General features: G+C 60.9%; 14 protein-coding genes. 7 read left to right on the forward strand and 7 right to left on the reverse strand.

The window, feature by feature from the left end; genetic code table 11:
* Positions 1–50 precede the first annotated feature (50 nt).
* Positions 51–4,571 carry an AAA domain-containing protein gene (locus BIO17B3_RS09450; protein ID WP_156053848.1) on the reverse strand — a complete coding sequence of 1,507 codons (4,521 nt, stop codon included), beginning with the start codon at positions 4,569–4,571 and terminating at the stop codon, positions 51–53.
* A gap of 795 nt (positions 4,572–5,366) precedes the next feature.
* Here BIO17B3_RS09450 and BIO17B3_RS09455 point away from each other — a divergent pair.
* Entirely contained in the window at positions 5,367–5,942 is a 576-nt protein-coding gene (locus tag BIO17B3_RS09455) for a type IV toxin-antitoxin system AbiEi family antitoxin (protein ID WP_172979047.1), read from the forward strand.
* A 193-nt stretch (positions 5,943–6,135) separates the two neighbouring features.
* Here BIO17B3_RS09455 and BIO17B3_RS09460 read toward each other — a convergent pair whose 3' ends face one another.
* The 3 genes from BIO17B3_RS09460 to BIO17B3_RS09470 form a co-directional block, all read right to left on the reverse strand.
* Positions 6,136–6,354: a cold-shock protein gene (locus BIO17B3_RS09460; protein WP_156053850.1), complete on the reverse strand. Its 219-nt coding sequence runs from the start codon at positions 6,352–6,354 to the stop codon at positions 6,136–6,138.
* 118 nt (positions 6,355–6,472) lie between these two features.
* Positions 6,473–6,724: a hypothetical protein gene (locus tag BIO17B3_RS09465; RefSeq protein WP_232054246.1), complete on the reverse strand. Its 252-nt coding sequence runs from the start codon at positions 6,722–6,724 to the stop codon at positions 6,473–6,475.
* A gap of 82 nt (positions 6,725–6,806) precedes the next feature.
* Complete coding sequence (locus BIO17B3_RS09470) at positions 6,807–7,142, reverse strand: hypothetical protein (protein ID WP_156053851.1); 336 nt, start codon at positions 7,140–7,142, stop codon at positions 6,807–6,809.
* A gap of 179 nt (positions 7,143–7,321) precedes the next feature.
* Between BIO17B3_RS09470 and BIO17B3_RS09475 the strand changes: the two genes are divergently transcribed.
* The 3 genes from BIO17B3_RS09475 to BIO17B3_RS09485 all read left to right on the forward strand — a co-directional run bounded on the left by BIO17B3_RS09475 (position 7,322) and on the right by BIO17B3_RS09485 (position 9,382).
* The gene (locus tag BIO17B3_RS09475; protein ID WP_156055265.1) at positions 7,322–7,858 is read left to right on the forward strand and encodes an HAD domain-containing protein; all 537 of its coding nucleotides are present in this window, start codon (positions 7,322–7,324) and stop codon (positions 7,856–7,858) included.
* A gap of 40 nt (positions 7,859–7,898) precedes the next feature.
* Positions 7,899–8,699, forward strand: coding sequence for a metallophosphoesterase (locus BIO17B3_RS09480; RefSeq protein WP_156053852.1), 801 nt, complete (start codon positions 7,899–7,901; stop codon positions 8,697–8,699).
* 158 nt (positions 8,700–8,857) lie between these two features.
* Entirely contained in the window at positions 8,858–9,382 is a 525-nt protein-coding gene (locus BIO17B3_RS09485) for an HAD domain-containing protein (RefSeq protein ID WP_156053853.1), read from the forward strand.
* On the opposite strand, the gene istB is transcribed toward BIO17B3_RS09485, so the two are convergent.
* Both istB and istA read right to left on the reverse strand, forming a co-directional pair.
* Positions 9,325–10,092 carry an IS21-like element helper ATPase IstB gene (gene istB / locus BIO17B3_RS09490; protein ID WP_156053323.1) on the reverse strand — a complete coding sequence of 256 codons (768 nt, stop codon included), beginning with the start codon at positions 10,090–10,092 and terminating at the stop codon, positions 9,325–9,327. The genes BIO17B3_RS09485 and istB overlap by 58 nt on opposite strands.
* Complete coding sequence (gene istA, locus BIO17B3_RS09495) at positions 10,079–11,671, reverse strand: IS21 family transposase (RefSeq protein ID WP_156053322.1); 1,593 nt, start codon at positions 11,669–11,671, stop codon at positions 10,079–10,081. The genes istB and istA overlap by 14 nt, the downstream gene beginning before the upstream one ends.
* A 363-nt stretch (positions 11,672–12,034) precedes the next feature.
* On the opposite strand from istA, the gene BIO17B3_RS09500 reads away from it, so the two are divergent.
* The 3 genes from BIO17B3_RS09500 to BIO17B3_RS09510 are packed head-to-tail and all read left to right on the forward strand — an operon-like array spanning position 12,035 to position 18,112.
* Positions 12,035–15,388, forward strand: coding sequence for a TM0106 family RecB-like putative nuclease (locus tag BIO17B3_RS09500; RefSeq protein WP_232054247.1), 3,354 nt, complete (start codon positions 12,035–12,037; stop codon positions 15,386–15,388).
* A 45-nt stretch (positions 15,389–15,433) separates the two neighbouring features.
* Positions 15,434–16,807, forward strand: coding sequence for an McrB family protein (locus BIO17B3_RS09505; protein WP_232054248.1), 1,374 nt, complete (start codon positions 15,434–15,436; stop codon positions 16,805–16,807).
* Positions 16,808–16,810: 3 nt separating this feature from the next.
* Positions 16,811–18,112 (forward strand): McrC family protein, encoded by a 1,302-nt coding sequence (locus BIO17B3_RS09510; RefSeq protein WP_156053856.1) that lies wholly within the window; start codon positions 16,811–16,813, stop codon positions 18,110–18,112.
* A 69-nt stretch (positions 18,113–18,181) separates the two neighbouring features.
* Here the strand turns inward: BIO17B3_RS09510 and BIO17B3_RS09515 are convergent.
* Positions 18,182–18,945 (reverse strand): IS5 family transposase gene (locus BIO17B3_RS09515; protein WP_156052812.1). Its coding sequence is split into 2 segments (ribosomal slippage): positions 18,182–18,573 and positions 18,573–18,945, totalling 765 coding nucleotides; the frame shifts between segments, so codons are not numbered across the junction.
* Positions 18,946–19,068 lie beyond the last annotated feature (123 nt).

Consider the following 19,068-nt stretch of genomic DNA (forward strand, 5'->3'; position numbering starts at 1 on the left):
ATTCCGTGTCACGGCTAACGCTTCTTAATGTCGGTGAGCGCCGCCCAAGGTTACCCACCAGCATGCTGACCGTCCATTCCGGCTCCGACGTAAGTCCGGCTCTCAACAAACTCCGGGATGCGGTCCAACGCCCCCAGTGGCTCAATGCCCATGCCGTTCAGCCGCTCTAAGAGCTCGGAAAGAACGTCCTCTTTTCTGAGCGACCAAGTGGATGCAAAGCACCGCCAAAACGTCCATCCCGCTCGCTCGAGGACGCGCTGACGGCTCATATCCGCTTGCCAACGGTCCGGTCCGTGAAACTCGTCGCCATCGCATTCGATAGCCAGCCGGGTGTCATTCGCACCTTCCACCACCATGTCGATGCGGAACGAACCCGCCTTGACCTGCGGCACGACGCGGTAGCCACGACTGAATAGTTCTCCATAGACCTGGCGCTCAAACCCGGATTCGCATTGGTCAATCAGACTCTTGCTCTCATCGACGCTTCCCCCCATGGGCCTACAGAAGTGGGACAGCAACCCGACACGAATGTCGGAGGACGAGAGGTCCGTGAGCTGCACCGACCGAACCAGATACATCCGGTCCCGCGCACGGCTCGCCGCGACATTGAAGCGCTGCTCGAACGCGTTACCGGCAAGGGCGCGGCAATCACCCGGCGACGCCACCATCGACAGGAACATGAAGTCCCGCTCGCTCCCCTGAAACACACGCGCATCGCCGCACGTGAAGTTCCGTCTCAAGAGCTCGTTCGCATCGCAGCGTGAGCGGATGAGTTGGTCGATGTGTTTGGCTTGCCCGGGCCCGAGCAACGACACGACGCCAAGGGTTCGGCCAGCGAATTTCTCATCCGCAAGCAAGGCCTCGATTTCAGTGGCAATCGCTTGCGCCTCTTCCTTGTTGAGGTCCTGCGCATCCCGGCGCCCTGTCGGGACAAAAATATCCACCAGCGGCGGGTCCATCCGTTCAGACGCTTTCGGAATCCGCAGCGGCTGGATGAAGTCTTTATAAAAGGTGTGATTGCTGTACGCGATGATGGGCGGAACGCACCGAAAATGCTCACGCAACATCACCTTGCTGGCCGCGAACACGGTAGACGCGATGTCGTAGAGAGATTTCTCCGGCGTCAGAATCGGCGCGTAGGGTTGGTCGGGTAAGAACCGGTCCTTGAGTTCCTGGATTCGTGCCGCGCTGATGAAGGCGCCGTCCGGTGACACCTGTTTGTCGTCGCCGACGACAAGTATCTTCTTGCCCCGCAGCACGGCCGGCAAGGCCCAGAGGTCGGACTGGCTCGCCTCATCGACGATGATGAGGTCAAAGCTGCCGAGATGGGCAGGCAGCGTTTCCGACACCTTGGCGTGACTCATCACCCAGCACGGTACGGCCCCCTGGGCGTCATACATCGCCCTCTGGGCATCCCGCCGATGCCGCACGGCATTGGGCCCGGTGCCCTGGCCGATGCGGCGCACCGCAGTGCGATACGTTTCCAAGGCGGACAGGACACGGGGAGAGGCACCCTCTTTCGTCGCCAGCCAAGCCGCCTTGGAGACCAAGTCCACATACAGTCGGGCGAGCCCGCTCTCAAGATGGCTGCGCCGCGTCGCCAGCGTGCGCAACTCGTCACGGGCTTCAATGTTGTCGAGGTGTGTCTTGACGCGTGCCCAATTCCATGCGTCGCGCCAGTTCGCCGGGAAGGCCGTGTCGTCGCCAGACGTTGTCGCTGGCTGTGCGCGCACACGTGCAGCCAGCTTTGCGGCACCAGCGGCTTCGAGCTGACCGGCCATCGCGTTGACAGTCGCGATATCGTGCGCCAGGTTCTCGACGCGCCGAAGCTCACTGAGCAGCTCGGTGTAGCGGGCCACGATACGCTCTGGCGGAAATTGGCGCTGGCCCAGTTCCGCCTCGACGAAGTCGCGCAGCGCGACCGCAATGAGGGCAGTGGTGCCGGCAAGCCGCTCGTGCAAAAACGCTAACTGCGTGGCTGCCCGTGCAAGCTCGGCGCGTGTGAGGTGACTGCGGAGATGCTCGCGGACACCCCGAAGTTCTTTTGAGTTGCCGCGGAGTTGGGCGATGGGCGGTTCGGCGAACACGGTGGTGGCCAACACGGGAAGATGTGCGTCGTGATTCAAGGCCAGCCTGTGCGCCTTGCGGGCGTTCACCGCGAGCAGTTCGATATGGCGTAGTGCCGTGACACCCCCATGCACCTCGGGCACCGAGAGCAAACCAGCGACGGCGTTCCAGCGCACGCTGAATGACAGGACTTTGCCGTGTAGGTCGACATAGCGCTGCACATGTTTCCAGTCTTCGGAATTGGCGGGCGGCAACCCGGCGACGCGAATCGCGCCGACCTGTGCCTTGACATCCGAGCCGCCCAGGCTCAAGAGCCCGAAGGGCTTGCCATTCTCGACTCCGCGTTCGATAGCCTCTTTGGCCTTCGGTGCGGCAAGAATGGGCTCGGGCATGTCCACCGGGCGCTTCAAGAATTCGGCACGCGCGTCGATGAGTTCTTCAATTTCGCTGAACAGGGCCTCGAGGGCTTGCCGCTCACTGGCATAGCTGGACTGCCTGCATTTGTGCCGCAGTTCTGCGGTCCAGACTTCGCCGGTCGCCTCTAACTCTTCAGTCAGCGCGATGGCCGCCTCGACCTGTGCAAGCAACTGGCGCGCTTCGTCCAAAATATCCGGCGTTGCGGCGCGCAGGGCAAGCAGACTGCCGCTGGCTTGCGCAGCTTCGATATCGCGCATGCTGACGAGCACATCGTGCAGGCGACCGATATCCTCCGCAGACAGGAGGGCTTGGCTGGACGGAAGCCGCGCACCCACATAAATCAAGTCCTCACCCAGCCGGTGCCGTGCCAAGCGCAGCATCGCTGTCTCGACGGTATTGAGTGGGGGTGCATGGGTTGGGTCGAGGGACAGCTCGTCATCGAACCAACCAAACCGCTCGGCTCCACTGACCACGAGTTCTGCCATCTTCTGGGCGCGCATGCCCACGCCGTCAACCACGACTTCGGATAGCTGCGTTGTAGCAATGTCATCGATGCGCCGGTCAATGCTTGCCAACTCGGCATGCGCGCGGTCAATTGCGCTGTCCAGCGAGGCAATCTGGTCTCGCACAATGGCCGGGTTGAGTTGCGAAACATTGTGGATGATGGCTTCGATGGACGATTGAAACTGCCGCATGCCCTCGCGGTCGCCGGCCAGAAGCGCCACGGTCAGGGGTCTGACGTCTTCGGGAATCTTGGACTGGAGCTCCTTCAGCGCCTGTTCACCCTTTGAGGTCACCAAGACCCTCCGGCCCGTTGCCAGGTAGTGACAGAGGATGTTGGCTATTGTGTGGGTCTTGCCCGTGCCAGGAGGTCCCTGGACGGCAACGCCGCTGGAGCGCTCGAGCTGCTCGACGATGGTGACCTGCTCGTGGTTATACGGGAGCGGGAAAAAAAGCTCTTGCGGCTTTCCTTCGCCCACAGCGTTCGAGCCGCCTGATAGTCCCCGGAACGTGATGGGTTCAAACTCAGGGAGCGCATCGGAAGGGGGTGTCACCAGAGCCAGGGGCCCGAGCGGAATCTCGGCGCCGTCTCGAATGCCCGTCTTGAGACGTTCGATATCTTCGTGCAGGTAATTGCCTGGCCGCGGGCGAGACAGCAGCACCCAGGCGTCGCTTACCACCAGGGCGTCGCCGGGGACAGGGAATGCTTCCACTGCATGCTCGTATCGACCGCGCTCATGCAAATTGCCAGCGACGAGTTTCAAGAGGGGCTCGAAGCTTCCGGGGTCAAAGGGGGTGACTGGCCGCTCGGCGCCGCGGGCAAGGTATTCCTTTAACGAGCGCTCGACCTCGGCCGCGCCGTGCAGGCCGGCAGCAATGAAGGCATCAAACTCCAAGCGTGGTTCGATGGCCCGAGGGCGAACCTCGATGGCCAAGGTGCTTTCGTCCAGGGACAACTCGACCGTCTGCGTCAGTATCGGATACTGGAAATCGATGGTGACCGGACGCGAGCGTTCTTCATACTGCAGTTTCCAGGCTGCGACACCAAGACCCCAGACGAGTTCATGCGGTTTGGCCGTTTCCTCCGATTCGAGCTGGTGTTTAAGGGCGAAGAGGTCGCCGTAGAGTGCGATGCTTTTGCGGCGCGGCTTTTCGCCTTCAGCCCACGCGGTCCACAGTGGCGCGTAATCGGCCAACTGGGCAGCGGCCTGGGCCCGCAATTGGGCGTCCATGGCTGCAATGACGTCCGATGATTTCCCGGCGGATGCCGATGCAATGAGGTGCTTGAGCGCATCCTCGTTGAGCGCAGGTGGCGTACCACTTGGGTTGTCATTGACCGCGATGACGCCCTTGAGCGTGTTGTCCGGCAATGTCGGCGGGGAAAACGCCCCGAGGCGTTGCACGCGCAGCCAAGTGTGGTCGCCTTCGATTTGGATGTTGAAATCGACCCCCGGCAAGCCCTGCAAGTCTCCCCGACTCAGGACGAATCCCTTGGATGACGCCAGATTGAAGCCGCGCGGATTGATGTCCTTGTCCTGCTCGAGAACATAGTCAAGCAGCTTGATGAGGAGATTCTGAGCGCTCATAGGCGTCTATAGGGCGAAAAGGCTCTACTCCGATTGGATTAGAAGGACTGCATGCGCCAGAACGCAGAAAGCGCAATGCGCGGCTTCCATGCTTTCAAAACCGCCAATTTGGTGGTTCAACTCGAGGCAATACGCAGCCCCATTGAGACTGGAGGCAGCGTCTGGCATGCTTGATTTCGGTGCCAGTTTACGAGCAGTGTCTGAGATGTAATTGGCTCAAATGTGACCAAGGGTACTGGCCATCACAGCTCAAATGGAGGCCGGCACTGGCCACCGAAGAATGGGTCATCCTATGGGTGCTATGAAAAATTATTCAAAAATTTATAACTCATTGCATGCGAGCGTGGATAGGGATTCGTCCAACACATTGCTTCCGCGGCAGCGATAGCGACGAGCCCGGTCAGGAAAAATAGACGCGCATGAGGAATCAAGGCGGTGGCTTAACGTGGACACACGCACAGCACGTCGGTGCAGGGCGTTGACAGCATTTGCAGATAGTTTGCGAAAAGTACCTATATTGGGTTTTATTCGAAAACGTTTCGACCCATGCACGCCGCTGATTTTTCTCCCTCCACTCCTCGCTCTCGCGGGGCAGTCGCCCGCCTGCTGGACCAGTTTCAGGGGCGTGGCCAACTTGTCGCTAGTTTGCCCGACCTGGTGGCCCTGAGCGGGCTGAGTCCCTTGGCTGTCAAACGCCAGCTGGAACACCTGGCCGACAGAGTGGTGCGACTGCCCGGCCGCACCAGCTGCTTTCTCATCGTCCCCCCAGAGCACCGAAGGCGAGGCGCCCCACCCGTGGCCTACTGGCTCGCGGACTATTGCCGGTTGCGCCAGAAGCCCTACTACGTTGGCCTGCTGTCCGCCGCTGCCCTGCATGGTTCTGCCCAGCAGGCAGTGCAACTCACGCAGGTCATGACAACGACGCCGACGCGCGCGCTCGAGGTGGGCGGCGTGCATGTCGAGTTCCACGTCAAGCAGCGTCTGCTTGATACCCCGCTGACTCCGATAAAGGGGCTTGCGGCTCCACTTGCGGTGAGTAGCCCCGAGGCAACCGCCTTGGATTTGCTCGCCTTCCAGCACTGCGTTGGCGGTGTCGCCCTTGCGGCCGAGGTTGTCGCGGGCCTGTTGCCGGTGATGACCGCTGTGGGGTGGCGCAGCGCCTTGTCCTCTGCGCCCGTCCCTGTGCGACAGAGAACGGGCTATGTCCTGGACACCCTTGGCGCGCACCGGTTCGCCAAGCTTGTTCAAGCCAGCTTGCCATCAAAATTGCGCCCAGTGCTTTTGCAGTCGGCCACGCCCTCGCTCGGCACAGGTGGACAGCTACCCTGGCAAGTTGATGACAACGCAGGACTGAAAGGAGCATTGAACTGACCGCGCTGACCCTACAAGACGTGCTGGCTTGTTGCCGCTGACGGCGAAATGAGCCGAATCTCGGAGGACTGCCGACGTGCCGTTGAGCTGCCTGCCGCGAGACGATACAGAAGTTTTATGCGAGCTCAGCGACGATTGATACGGCCCACCGATTTGTCGGTGGGCCGGCATTCTGCGGTCGGCGGGAACATCTTCATATGAGCATGAGTTCTTCGACCCGGCCCTGGCCGCGCAGCCGAAACCGGACCCGCGCACCGACGCGCAGCCTTCCAGCTTCCACATTGGAGAGGGCTTTACCCACCACGAAGATATAACTATGTGTCTCGGTAGCGTCCAGCACGTAGCCAAAACCCCTGTCCGGGTTCAGCCGTACCACCGTACCGAACTGCATCTGCCCGTCGGGTTCGTCCATATCAGTCTCCCTTGTTGCCCGGCAGCCTCAAGGTGCGCTGTGTCCTAGCGCGAACGCACGGACCGCGCGGCTTCGCAGTGAGTGAAAAGGCTGCCCCGCCGCGAGGCAGCCTGCCAACTCAACTGCCGACGTACACGACCTCACCGCTTACTTTGCAGGCGGCCCGCATCTGCCCGTGCGCCAGCAGCTGCTGAACGACTCCGCCCGGCAACGGCACCGATATTCTGTTGAAGCTCAACCGGTAGGTCAGCGGCGTTGCTGACGATTGCTTGATAACCGCTCCCGCAGCGAGCAGTTGAAGTGCGGCTTGGTACTGCTGATGACTTGCTTCCATTTCGACCCCTGTGTCGTCTGGGCGCACGACTCCCATGTCATGCGCTCTCAATTTGGGGTCAGCGGGCAAGGACCGCGCGGATGCATCAAGGCATCAGTGGCTCCCGCTTGGCATCACTTCATTCCTCACCTGCTGCGGCGATTTCCGCCTCGACGTCGGCCGTAATTTCTGTGTACGTCCGGTCGGTTTGGTGGTGCTTCCAGAGGTTCCACACATAGTCAGCATCTGAGTTCCAGCCTGCCTCCCCAACTAGGTCGTACACGCGCCCCGATTCCGTGACGGCGCGCTTCTGCTTCGCATCGAAGGAGTTCACCTGGCTGGTGACTCTTCCTTCCCGAAGAGTCAGGTTGTACCCGACGAGATGCCGTTCTCCGAGGTTGCTCTCAAACACGCGCCAGCTCGCCAGGCGTATCTCTGGCACGTTCTCAACACTCGCTGTGGCCCAAACTGGCATCGCCGCGCTCCTTGCAACGTCCGTCGACTTGACGGCTGAATGATAGATGCATAGATTGCCAATATCAACTCCAAATGACGCATAAGTAGTTGATACTACTAGTGTTTGTTTCAACACAGCCAGTTAATGGCAGGGGCTCTAACGGAGGCGAATGCCACGCTAGGAGACGTGAATTGCAGATGCCGAAATCGACTGGAAAGCCTCTGCCTGCGGGCTACGGTGCGCCAATCTTGTACCTGGATTTTGATGGTCCATTGCACTACGACAACGCCCTCAGGCATCCACGCCGCGGTGTGTATCTGATGGCACCGCCTGGCTACGTGCTGTTCCAGCATGTCGCTCTTCTCGAATGTGCACTTGAGCCGTATCCGGAAGTGCTTATCGTCCTCAGTACCTCCTGGGTAAAAGCGTTGACTTTCAGCCGTGCAAAGAAGCGTCTGACAAGCAATTTGCAATCGCGTGTCATTGGCGCGACCTATCACACACAAATGAATCGTTTCAACTTTGAGGACATGACAAGAGCTGAACAGATTCTCGATGACGTGCAGCGCCGCCGACCGCGCGATTGGCTGGCGCTTGACAACGATGGCTGGCAGTGGCCCGCGGTACATCGCGACCACCTCGTGCTGACTGACGACTGCGATGGACTCAGTGTTCCCGAGGTGTTGAACGAGTTTCGGCAAAAGCTAGCCGCAATGTGCGCGGTTCATACCTGACCCGTCCGCGCAATATCAATTCCCCACACGGCTAACCACGATGCGTATCCAAATTGCGAGCGACTTGCATCTCGAATTCCTGCAAGAGAATTTTCCGGGGGAGCGTTTGATTGCGCCGGCGCATGGCGCGGACTTGCTCGTGTTGGCAGGCGATATTGGCAACGGCACACAAGCGGTTCAGCTGTTTGGCAATTGGCCCGTCCCAGTGCTCTACGTTGCCGGAAATCACGAGTATTACGGTCACGCGATGGAGCAACTGCGTGCAGACCTGCGAGCAGCGACGTGCGACACGTCTATGCGGTTCCTCGATAACGACATCGCAGACTTTGGCGGCGTTCGATTTATCGGGACGACGCTCTGGACAGACTATCGACTGACACTCAATCGTCTGCAGAGCGAGCTCATGGACACCGCCGAGCGGCGCATCAGTGACCACCGCCGCATTCGGTTTCACGGTCGAGCATTCACTGCGCGGGACGCGCTTGCAGAGCACGAATCCAGTCGCGCATGGCTCAAAGAGGCATTGGACACCGAATATGACGGTCGGACCGTGGTCGTCAGTCATCACGGTCCGCATCCTCTGTCCGTGCATCCGCGGTATGCAGGGGACCCACTCAACGCCGCCTTTGTCAGCGACCTGAGCGAGCTGGTTGTGAAGGCCGACTTGTGGATTCACGGGCATGTGCACGACTCTTTCGATTACGCAGTCGACACATGTCGTGTGGTGGCTAATCCGCGCGGATATGCGCGGAACCAGAACTCATCACCGAAAGCGCACGAACTGCAGTTTGAGAACCCGGCATTCGATTTTGCGTGTGTTGTCGATGTGCCAACCAGTTGAGCGCCGAAGAGACGTCGGCGACGCCAACGCCTCGAACCGATACGCCAAAGGCTCCACATGAACCCGGATGTCAAGCACGGCCACCTTCTCAAAGATGCCGCCGTGGAATCTCCAACCCCAGCACAGCCCACCTCATACGATGCAAGCCAAAGCTAGTCATGAACCCACACACTGACACGGCGTTGTTCCTCGACTTCGATGGCGTCCTGCACCCCGCAGTCGCAGAAGGGGAAAAGGTGCGCTACTTCGAGTGGGCTACCACTCTGGCAGAAGTGCTGCGTGGACAGGAGCGCCTGGGGCTTGTCGTGCACTCCACATGGAGATATATCTACGACCCCGCTGAACTTGCGCAGATGCTGCGGCCCGTCAGCGTTCCGTTGCTTGGCGTCGTCCCGCGCGGTCCGCGATACGAATCGATACTCTGGTGGCTGCATCTGAATCCATCGATTCAGAACTACCGCATCGTCGACGATGCGGCCACTGAATTTCCGCGCCCCGCACCGCCTGAGCTCATCCTCAGCCATCCGCTGCGTGGTGTTTCGGACCCCGCCGTATTGACCCTGATGGCCACTTCAAATTCCCCCATCTGTGGCCACCCAAACTCCCCCAGTGCAGGACGGGTTAATTATGCGTCGGCGGTGGTGTTGAGGGCGATGCGAGCGGCGGCCTCCTTGAGCCTGTAGCTCTTGCCGTCGAACTCGAGCATGGCGGCGCGGTGCATGAGGCGGTCGAGGATGGTGGTGGCCATGGTGGCGTCGCCGAGGTATTTGCCCCAGTCCTGCACGACGCGGTTGGAGGTGACGACGATGGAGCGACGATGCTTGTAGCGCTGGTGCACGACGGTCTGCAGCAGTTCGGCTGCAGCGTCGCCGATGCGGCGTGCCAGGAACAGGTCGTCGAGGACGAGCAGATCGGGCGCGACGTAGCCGCGCAGCAGTGCGGCCTGCTCGGCGGCGCTGCCCAGTGCGAACTTGGCGAACTCGGTGTCGGCCTCGACGTAGCGCACATCAAAGCCCTGCAGCGTGGCCTGATAGGCCACGGCCTTCGCGACATGGCTTTTTCCGGTGCCGGGCCTGCCGATGATCATGGCGTTGGCTCCCTCGCTGATGAACTTCAGGGTGTGCAACTCGAAGCAGGCCTGGCGCGGCAGCTTGGGGTTGAAGCGCCAATCGAAGTCGGCCAGACTCAGGCGCTCGTCGAGTCGCGAGTGCTTGAAGCGGCGCTCGGTCAGGCGCGAGCGGCGCCGGTCGAGTTCGTCCTGCAGCATCGAGGCGAAGGTTTCCAGGAACGGTTCCTGGGTGCTCTGGGCCTGCATGAGGCGGGTGCTCAGCGTGTCGGCAATGCCCGACAGACGCAACTCGCGCAGCGCGCGATCGATCTCATTCATGGTCATGCGTGAATCTCCTCGGGGTGGTGGGTTCGGGTGCCTGCGCGGCGCTGCGCGCGAACAGTTCGGCGTAGTCGTCACCGGGGCGAATCAGGGCGTGTTCCTGGGTCAGGGCCAGTTCGGCCTGCGGCGGCACGTCCAGCGCCGCCAGCGCGTCGGCGACGAGTTTCTCGGTCAGCGCCTTGACGTGGCGGTAGCTGTGCAGGCCGTCGCTGATGGCGGTCGCGCATGCGGTGTCGATGAGGCGCCGGGGATAGCGCTGCGCCAGACCGACGATGCCCCAGAGCTTGCGCTGGCCAACGCGGCCTTCGATGGCGAACAGCATCTCGCACAGCCGCGACGTGTCGGGGCCGATGTCCTTGGCCTGCGCCAGGATGCGGCGTGTCTCGCGCGAGGGGTTGAACACGCGCTCGTCCTGCGGCAGCACAACGGTGCCTGGGCGTTCGGCCTTGGTGTGGCTGCGCAGCAGCGCCTGGGTGGCGAGGTCGCGGATCTCGATGCGCCGGGCAAAGATGCGCACCAGAACCTTGGAGCCGATCGGCGCCGGGCGCGCGGCGTAGCTGCAGTGCTCGACGCGCACGCAGGAGTCGTCATAGACGGTGCGCTCCTCGTCCTTGAAGGACTGCATGCCCAGGACCGGCAGCGGCTGCAGCAGCGGGCGTTCCTCCTCGAACATGGCCTTCACCTGGCGGCGCTCGGTGCCGTGGATGCGCGTGGCCGCCCACTTGCGCTCCCAGTGGTCGAGGAAGGTGTTCTGCTCCTCGATCGAGGCGAAGCGGCGCCCCTTGAGCGCGGTGGCCTGGGTGTGTTGAATAGCGTTCTCCACCGTGCCCTTGCGGTTCGGGTCACGGACCCGCGCCGGGTCGGCGACGACGCCGTAATGGGCGAGCGTGGCCGCGTACACCGGGTTGAGCCGGGGCTCGTACAGGTCGGGCTTGAGCACCCCCTCCTTCAGGTTGTCGAGCACGACGTAATGGCACGATCCGCCAAAGTACCTCCACGCCTGCTCGTGCAGTTCGGCCCAGACCTGCTGGCTGGACTTCCACACCACGCGCCGGAAGCTGGCCCGCGAGTAGCGCAGGGTGGCCACGAACAGCCTTGGCTTGCGATAGCGGTCGGTGCCGGGCACGAGCGTCAACGCGCCCTCGCCGTAGTCGACCTGCATCTCCTCGCCCGGCACGAAACTCAGACGGTCGAACTGCTCGGGCTGCTTCTTCCTGAGGCGGGCGACGAAGCGCTTGACCGAGTTGTAGGCGCCGGTGAACGCGTACTGGTCGACCAGATCCTGATAGATCGCCATGGCGTTGCGCTGCAGCCGCAACTGCGCCTCGACGAACGCGCGGTGCGGCTCGCACGCCGACACCGAGGTGGTCGTCGGAGTCGGTGGCCGGGGTGGAGCAGTTTGCGCTGGCGAGTCGGTGGCCACCCCGGGGGAGTTTGCCGGTTCGGCGGCGGCAAAACGCTTCGCGTAGGCGCGGATCGTCTTGCGATCGATCCCCGTCACGCGTGCGATCTCGTGCTGGCTGGTGTCGTTCCTCAGCAGCGTCCAGATCGTTGTTTGCAAATGCGGCTTCAAGACGTTCACTCCTTGCCCCCCTGCGGTGAGAGGGAGAAAGTAACGTCCTGCCAGACCTCAGGCCGCCGGCGAAATCGCCGGCTTCAGCACCTCATCGCGCCGTGGCCAGGGTGGGGGAGTTTGAGGTGGCCACAGATGGGGGAATTAGGGTGGCCATCGGGGATTGAGAGCCCTGCACGATTGGCTGACGGGTGGGCGCGGCTGAGCGGCGGTGTGTGACGTCGCCAAATCCGGCCGGTTACAAAGTTTCCACCAGATACGCCTTGGCCGATGAGCGTCGGCTAGCATCAGATTCATCAAAACGAATAACAAGCAAACAAGGTTCTACGGATGCAAAGGATTGGAGGGGGGCAACGTTTTTCAGCGTCCGACTTGGTCAACTTTGCGGCCTGCACTCATCTGACCCATCTTGACCTGCTCAATCTGGACACTCCGCTGCCCAAAGCGGAGGACACGGAGGAGATGGTGCTCATCCAGGAAAAGGGCTTCGCACACGAGGGCCGCTACTGGGAGCTTCTCCGCGACCAATCCCCGGATGCGGTCGACCTCAGCAGTGATGGCGAGAGCGACATCGAGCGTGACGCGGCGACGCGCCGCGCCTTGCAAGGCGGCGCCGCCGTGGTGTTTCAGGGAACATTCCTCGAGGGACAGTGGGTCGGCCATGCCGACTTCCTGATTCGCGTAGAGCGTCCGTCACGGCTGGGTGGATTCAGCTACGAGGTCGCTGACACCAAGCTCGCGCGCAGCAGCCGAGCTAAGTTTCTCATCCAACTCTGCCTCTATTCAGAGCTCCTGGCGACCGTGCAAGGCACGATGCCAGGCCACATGCACGTGGTCCTTGGCGACGGGCGTCGCGAGACCTTCCTGGTCGATGACTATCTCCGATATTTCCGGCGATTGAAGGCACGCTTTCTCGCCTGGGTGGAGACGGTTCAACGTGACAGCGCGCCCGAGCGCGTCGAGCGGTGCGGCTCCTGCCGATGGCGAGACCTGTGTGCTGAGCGGTGGGAAGCCGAGAACCATCTGAACCGGGTCGCCAATATCACGCGCACCCAAATCACGCGGCTGCGGGCGGCTGGCATCAGGACGGCGCAAGCGCTGAGTGAACTGCCCGCCAGGGCCACCGTTGCGCGGATGCAGCCAGACACCCTTCAACGTTTGGCCCAGCAAGCGCGCTTGCAGCGCATTTCGCAGGAGCGTGGCGAGCCGGTGTATGAACTGCTGCCGCTGGCGACTGGCCGTGGGTTCTCGCGACTACCCAAGCCGGACGCCGGGGACCTTTTCTTCGATATGGAGGGTGACCCGCTCGAGGACGGTGGCCTGGAATACCTCTTCGGCATCTATCACTTTGAAGAGGGGCAGCCGCGGTTCCGCGCGTTCTGGGCGCACTCGCGAGACGAAGAGCGCCTCGCCCTCGAAGCCTTCATGGATTTTGTCGTTGCCCACCTGCGGCAGTTTCCACGCGCCCATATCTATCACTACGCGCCCTATGAGCCCTCTGCGCTGAAGCGCCTGATGTCGCTGCATGGGACGCGGGAGGCAGAGGTGGACGCCCTACTGCGGCAACACAAACTGGTCGACCTGTACTCCGTCGTCCGCGAAGGGATGCGCGTTGGCGAGAACAGCTACTCCATCAAGGCGATGGAACGCTTCTACAGCAGCAAGGCGCGCGAAAGCGACGTCAAGACTGCCGGTGCCAGTGTGGTGTTCTATGAGCGGTGGAAGGCGACTCGGGATGAGGCGCTCCTGACGGCCATCGAGAACTACAACGAGGACGACGTTCGCAGCACCTACGAGCTCCGCGAGTGGTTGTTGTCCTTGCGGCCGGCCGACGCGGTATGGGCGATGCAAGAGGAAGGCGCAGAAGCACAGCTCTTGGCGCCGGTGTCGGAGAGGGCAAAGAAGGCTGCAGCCCGCATGGAAGACTATCGCCGACGCCTTGTCGGAGACCTGCCTGCTGACCGACTTGCCTGGACAGATGAACATCGTGTGCGGGAGCTGCTGTTTCACCTGCTGAATTTTCACCGGCGTGCAGACAAGCCGGTCTGGTGGGCGCTCTTTGCCAGGCAGGATGCGTCGCCCGACGAATTGCTGGACGACTTAGAAGTCATCGCTGGGCTCACGTGCAGTCGGCTACCGACGCCGGGGCCCGATGGGCTACCGCGGTATACCTACACATTTCCGGAGCAGGAGACCAAGCTCAAGACCGGAGACCGTTGTGTACTCGTCTCCAACCTTGAGGAAGTCTTCAACCTGGTCGTTGATGAAGACGGGCGCGAGGTCCAGTTCGACGTGCGCCTCGATGAGCAGTTGCCCGAAGCCGGCATCGCACTGGGTACCGGCAAGCCCATCATCAACACGGTAATCGTCAATGCCATTCAGACCTTCGTCGATGCCTACCTCTCGAGCGGACAGCTCTACAAAGCCGGTCTGAGCTTCCTGCGGCGGGAGACACCGAAGGTTGCCGGCATCGCTGCGGGTGAGCCGCTCGTCCGCGCTGACGAAACGTTGCTGGATGGCGCCATCCGGACCGTCACCTCATTGCAGGACAGCTACCTGTTCATTCAAGGACCGCCGGGTGCCGGCAAGACCTACACAGGCTCGCATGTCATCACCGAGTTGTTGCGGCAGGGCAAGCGGGTTGCTGTGTCATCGAACAGCCACAAGGCCATCAACAACCTGCTGAAGGCGGTGGAGAAGGTGGCGAAGGCCACTGGTCTGACGTTTCAGGGAATCAAGAAGTCGACCTCGGAGGATTCCTGTATCCAGGGCACCTTCATCGTGGACATGTTCTCCGGGGATGACATTTTCGATGTCCTGGACGATGTGACCTTGGTGGCCGGTACGGCGTGGCTGTTTGCATCGAGCAAGTTCAAGCAGAAATTCGATTACCTGTTTGTCGATGAGGCGGGCCAAGTATCTCTTGCGAATCTGCTGGCGATGTCGACCTGCGCACGCAACCTGGTGTTGCTGGGCGACCAGATGCAGCTGGGGCAACCCATTCAGGGCGTGCATCCAGGCGAGTCTGGGCAGTCGACGCTGGAGTATCTCCTGCAGGGAGAGGCAACCATTGCGTCCGACCGCGGCATCTTCCTCAAAGAGACATGGCGGATGCATCCCGATGTCTGTCGTTTCATTTCGGATGCGGTGTACGCGGGGCGTTTGGAGCCAGAGGCGAGCACCGCGAATCAGCAGCTCGTGCTTTCGGGACATCACCACACTGCCATCCGACCTACCGGTATCTCGTTCATCGGCGTTAATCACGATGGCTGTTCGCAACGCAGCGATGAAGAGGCGGAGCTCGTGCGGCAGCTGTTCGATGAGTTGCTCGGGCAACGGTACATCGATTGCAAGGGTGTGAGCCGGGAAATGACCATCGACAGCATCCTGGTCGTTGCGCCCTACAACCAGCAGGTCAATCGTCTGCGGACCGTATTGCCCGAAGGCGCACGCGTCGGCACGGTCGACAAGTTTCAGGGTCAGGAGGCCGAGGCAGTCCTCGTTTCCATGACCACGTCGAGTGGTGAATACCTGCCGCGCGATATTGATTTTCTGTACAGCAAGAACCGACTGAACGTCGCGATTTCAAGGGCGAGATGCTGGGTCGGCGTGGTCGCGTCACCCCGTCTGCTCGACGTGTCGGTAGCGACGCCTAGTCAGATGGCATTGGTTAATACCCTCTGCTGGGTTGAAGAGTATGCGGGCCGCACTTCGACATCGGCTTGAGCGGTGCATGAAGTATGGCGGCTCACACATATGGAGACTGAGCGAGTGGATTCCGAAAACTGGTCCGTAGTCCTCACAAGAGGGGCTGTGGAGAACGGGTATGTCAAGGTTCCTCTGGAGGGTTCGATATTCCCACCGGATTCCTATGGGGGTGCGAATAATTCGGAGCTTGGAACCACGTTCGAGCTAGCCGCCCAAGGCGGTCAGGTTTACACAACGGATATTCGGGTGGACAGAGGGGCTGCACGCATCAGGAGCCGGTTTGGGCGTCTGTTTAAGGAGGTCGGCGCAATTCCAGGCGATGTTGCCGTGGTCACCAGGATTGCAGCGGGGAAGTATTCCTTGCAAATCCAAAAGGCACTGGCTGCAGCAGCCGAGGAAGTTCTGCCCGGGACGGGCGACCTTACAGATGAGATTCTCGACGAAGAAGTTCCAATGAATGCTCCCTCTAACACCATCCTTTATGGTCCTCCGGGAACCGGGAAGACCTACAGCACCACAGCGCTTACCGTGGAAATCTGCGATGGGGGCGTTGAAGGGAACAGCAACGCGGTCAAGGCAAGATTCGACGAGCTGCGAGCGGAAAGAAGGGTCACCTTCGTGACGTTTCATCAGTCCTATGGGTACGAGGAATTCATTGAAGGTCTCCGCCCCCATGTCAACCATCGCGGACAAATCGTCTATAGCGTCATACCCGGCGTCTTTAAACGTGCGTGCGACCTCGCGCGCAACGGTGACCTCGACGATGCAGAGCGTGATGGCGTCGACGCACTGCTCCCGCATGTCATCATCATCGACGAAATCAACCGCGCCAACATCTCCAAAGTATTTGGCGAACTCATCACCCTCATCGAGCCTGACAAGCGCGAAGGACAACCCAACGCTGTTACCGTCAAGCTGCCCTACTCCGGAGAGGATTTGAGCGTACCGAGCAACCTCCACATCATCGGGACGATGAATACAGCGGACCGCTCCATTGCCCTGCTCGACACTGCACTGCGACGCCGATTCGACTTTGTCGAAGTGATGCCTGACCCGACAAAGTTAACGGGGCAGGTCATTGAGGGTGTCGATTTGGAGCGCCTGCTGCGCGCGCTGAACGAGCGCATCGAAGCGCTTTACGACCGCGACCACACCATCGGACACGCGTACTTCATGGGTGTCCAAACCCTGTCCGAGCTGGAGGCCGTTTTCCGTCGAAAAGTCCTTCCCCTGCTCCAAGAATACTTCTTCGAGAACTGGTCCAAGGTCCGACGGGCGCTGAACGACCTTGGCGATGGAGCCTTCATCCGAAAGGAAGTGAAGGCGGTTGTCTTGTCGGACGGTGATGACGACGGCAGTGATGAACCAGTCATCGTGTACTCCGTGAATCCGACCCCTTTTCCAGCGACGGCCTATCAGAACATCTACGCTGGGTAGGCCATGCCACAGGTCCTCTTGGTCAAGGAGTTCGAGCACATCAAGTGTGGCCCGGCGTGGGATGCGAATGAGCGCATCGTGACGGCCGCGCAGCGCGAACAGCTGGAACGATTTAGCGAATCGTTCCGTCGCGCGCGGGGTGTGCCGGCCTTCGCGCATGGACCTCGCGGCACGCTTGTCGCCCAAAACTTCGTTGGCGTTGTGTGCTTGGGGCGATACCAAGTCGAAGTTCTTCCGAAGGTCGATGGTTCAGAAAACCAATCCGTCCGTGCCAGCCTCATGCGCATGGTTGCCGCAACATTTGACCTGCACCTTGACGGTGAAGCCGCGAGCCAAATCGAGCGTTCGGAAGACTCCGTCCTTGAGGTCATGATTCGACTGTTCTGTGATGGTCTCTGGGCCGCTGTCCGCAGGGGGCTTGTCCGGCACTACGAGAGCCGTGAAGAGAACCTTGTGGTGATGCGGGGGCGTTTGCACGTTGCAGGTCAAGTCCTGCATAACCTGGCACGGCCGGATAGGCTGTATTGCACCTTCGATGAGTTTTCAGAGGACACCGCACTGAACCGCATCCTCAAGGCCACTGTCCGCCTGCTGCTGGAAGTGGCACGAAGTCCCGCAAGCACACGAAGCCTCTCGGAGCTCCTGTTCTGTTTTCAAGATGTAGCGGACCTTCATCCAAGTGGCGCTCAGCGAGAGAGAGTGGTGCTGAATCGGTTGAGCGACCGGTATCGACCGCTTGTCGCACTCGCACAGATGTTCTTACGGGGCTATTCGCCTGATGTTGTTTCAGGCGGTGGCCATGGATTTGCGGTGCTCTTCGACATGAATGAGCTGTTTGAGGAATATGTCGGCAGGCAGACGCGCGCTGCACTGAAGCCGCTGGGATGGAACGTTACCTTGCAGGGCCCTCGGCGCCACTTGGCGCGGTCCATTGAAGGCGAGCCAGCATTCGCGCTCCGACCCGACATCGTGGTGGAGCGCGATGGGGAGACGCGGCTCATCATTGACACGAAGTGGAAGCGTCTAAAGGAGGGGCAGAACCGGGAAGGGGTCATCCCAGCCGACGCTTATCAGATGTTTGCGTATGCCGAGCGTTATGACGCAAGGGACGTGGTTCTGCTATACCCGCATCATGCCGGCCTTGGCGATTGGGCAGCCCGGCGCGCAACCTACGAATTCGGCCACGCCCAGGGGTTCGGCAACCGACGTGTGGCTGTGTCAACGGTCGACCTGACGGCCCTCAACACGGTCCGCCAGCAACTGGTTCAGATTGCCCAGGTCGGGGCGCTGGAGGAGGCCGTATGAGGTGGCCTGCGCCGTCTTGAATCGGGCGATTTGCTTCGCACCCAAATGGCGATAGACTAGATAGTGTCGTCACAAGATTTGCAGCCAGAGGGCAAGGCAGCGAATTTGCACGGCGGCAACGAATGAGGCGACGTTTTTCGCGTAGCGCGTGGCGATGCCCCGCCACCGCTTGAGATGCAGGAAGGCGTTCTCGACCAGGTGACGTAGTTTGTAGAGTGCTTTGTCATACGTGCGGGGTTGCTTGCGGTTCTTGCGTGGCGGAATCACGGCTTGCGCGCCTTGCGCTTGGGCATGCGCCACGATGGCGTCACTGTCGTAGCCTTTGTCGGCAAGCAGGTAGTCCATCTTGAACCCGTCCATCAACCGCTCAGCCTCTGCACAATCCGCTCGGGTACCTTCTGTAATAACCGCTCGGAGCGGCAGACCATGCGCATCCACGGCCAGATGTATCTTGGTGTTGAGCCCCCTTTTGTGCGGCTCATCGCCTGATTGCCACCCCGCGCACCCGCTGCGTGCGGATGAACCTTGCAGTGACTGGCATCGATCATGATCCACTCGAAATCGGGCTCATCAATGCACTGCTCCAGGAGCGACTCCCAAATGCCCTTGTCGCGCCAGCGGCAAAAACGCCGATGGGTGTTTTTCCAGCCGCCATATGAGGCGGGCAGGTCTCGCCACGGCGCACCGGTGCGAAGAATCCAGAACACGGCGTTGATGAATTGGCGGTTGTCCCGCGCAACCCCGCCCCAAACTCCCGCTCGTCCAGGCAAGTGGGGTTCGAGCAATTCCCAGTGCCGATCTGATAGATCGTGTCGATGAAGCGTCTCGGGCATCTCAATAGCGCGGTTGGTATGAACAGCGCCATCATGCCACAACTCGTGACGACTCTATCTAGAAACCGCGACACCTGCAAACGACCCATGGGAGCGCATCTGGCCCTTCAGTTTTGGGCGGAC

Origin of the sequence: Thiomonas sp. OC7 (assembly GCF_900634595.1) — a bacterium.
Lineage (GTDB): Bacteria > Pseudomonadota > Gammaproteobacteria > Burkholderiales > Burkholderiaceae_C > Thiomonas > Thiomonas arsenitoxydans.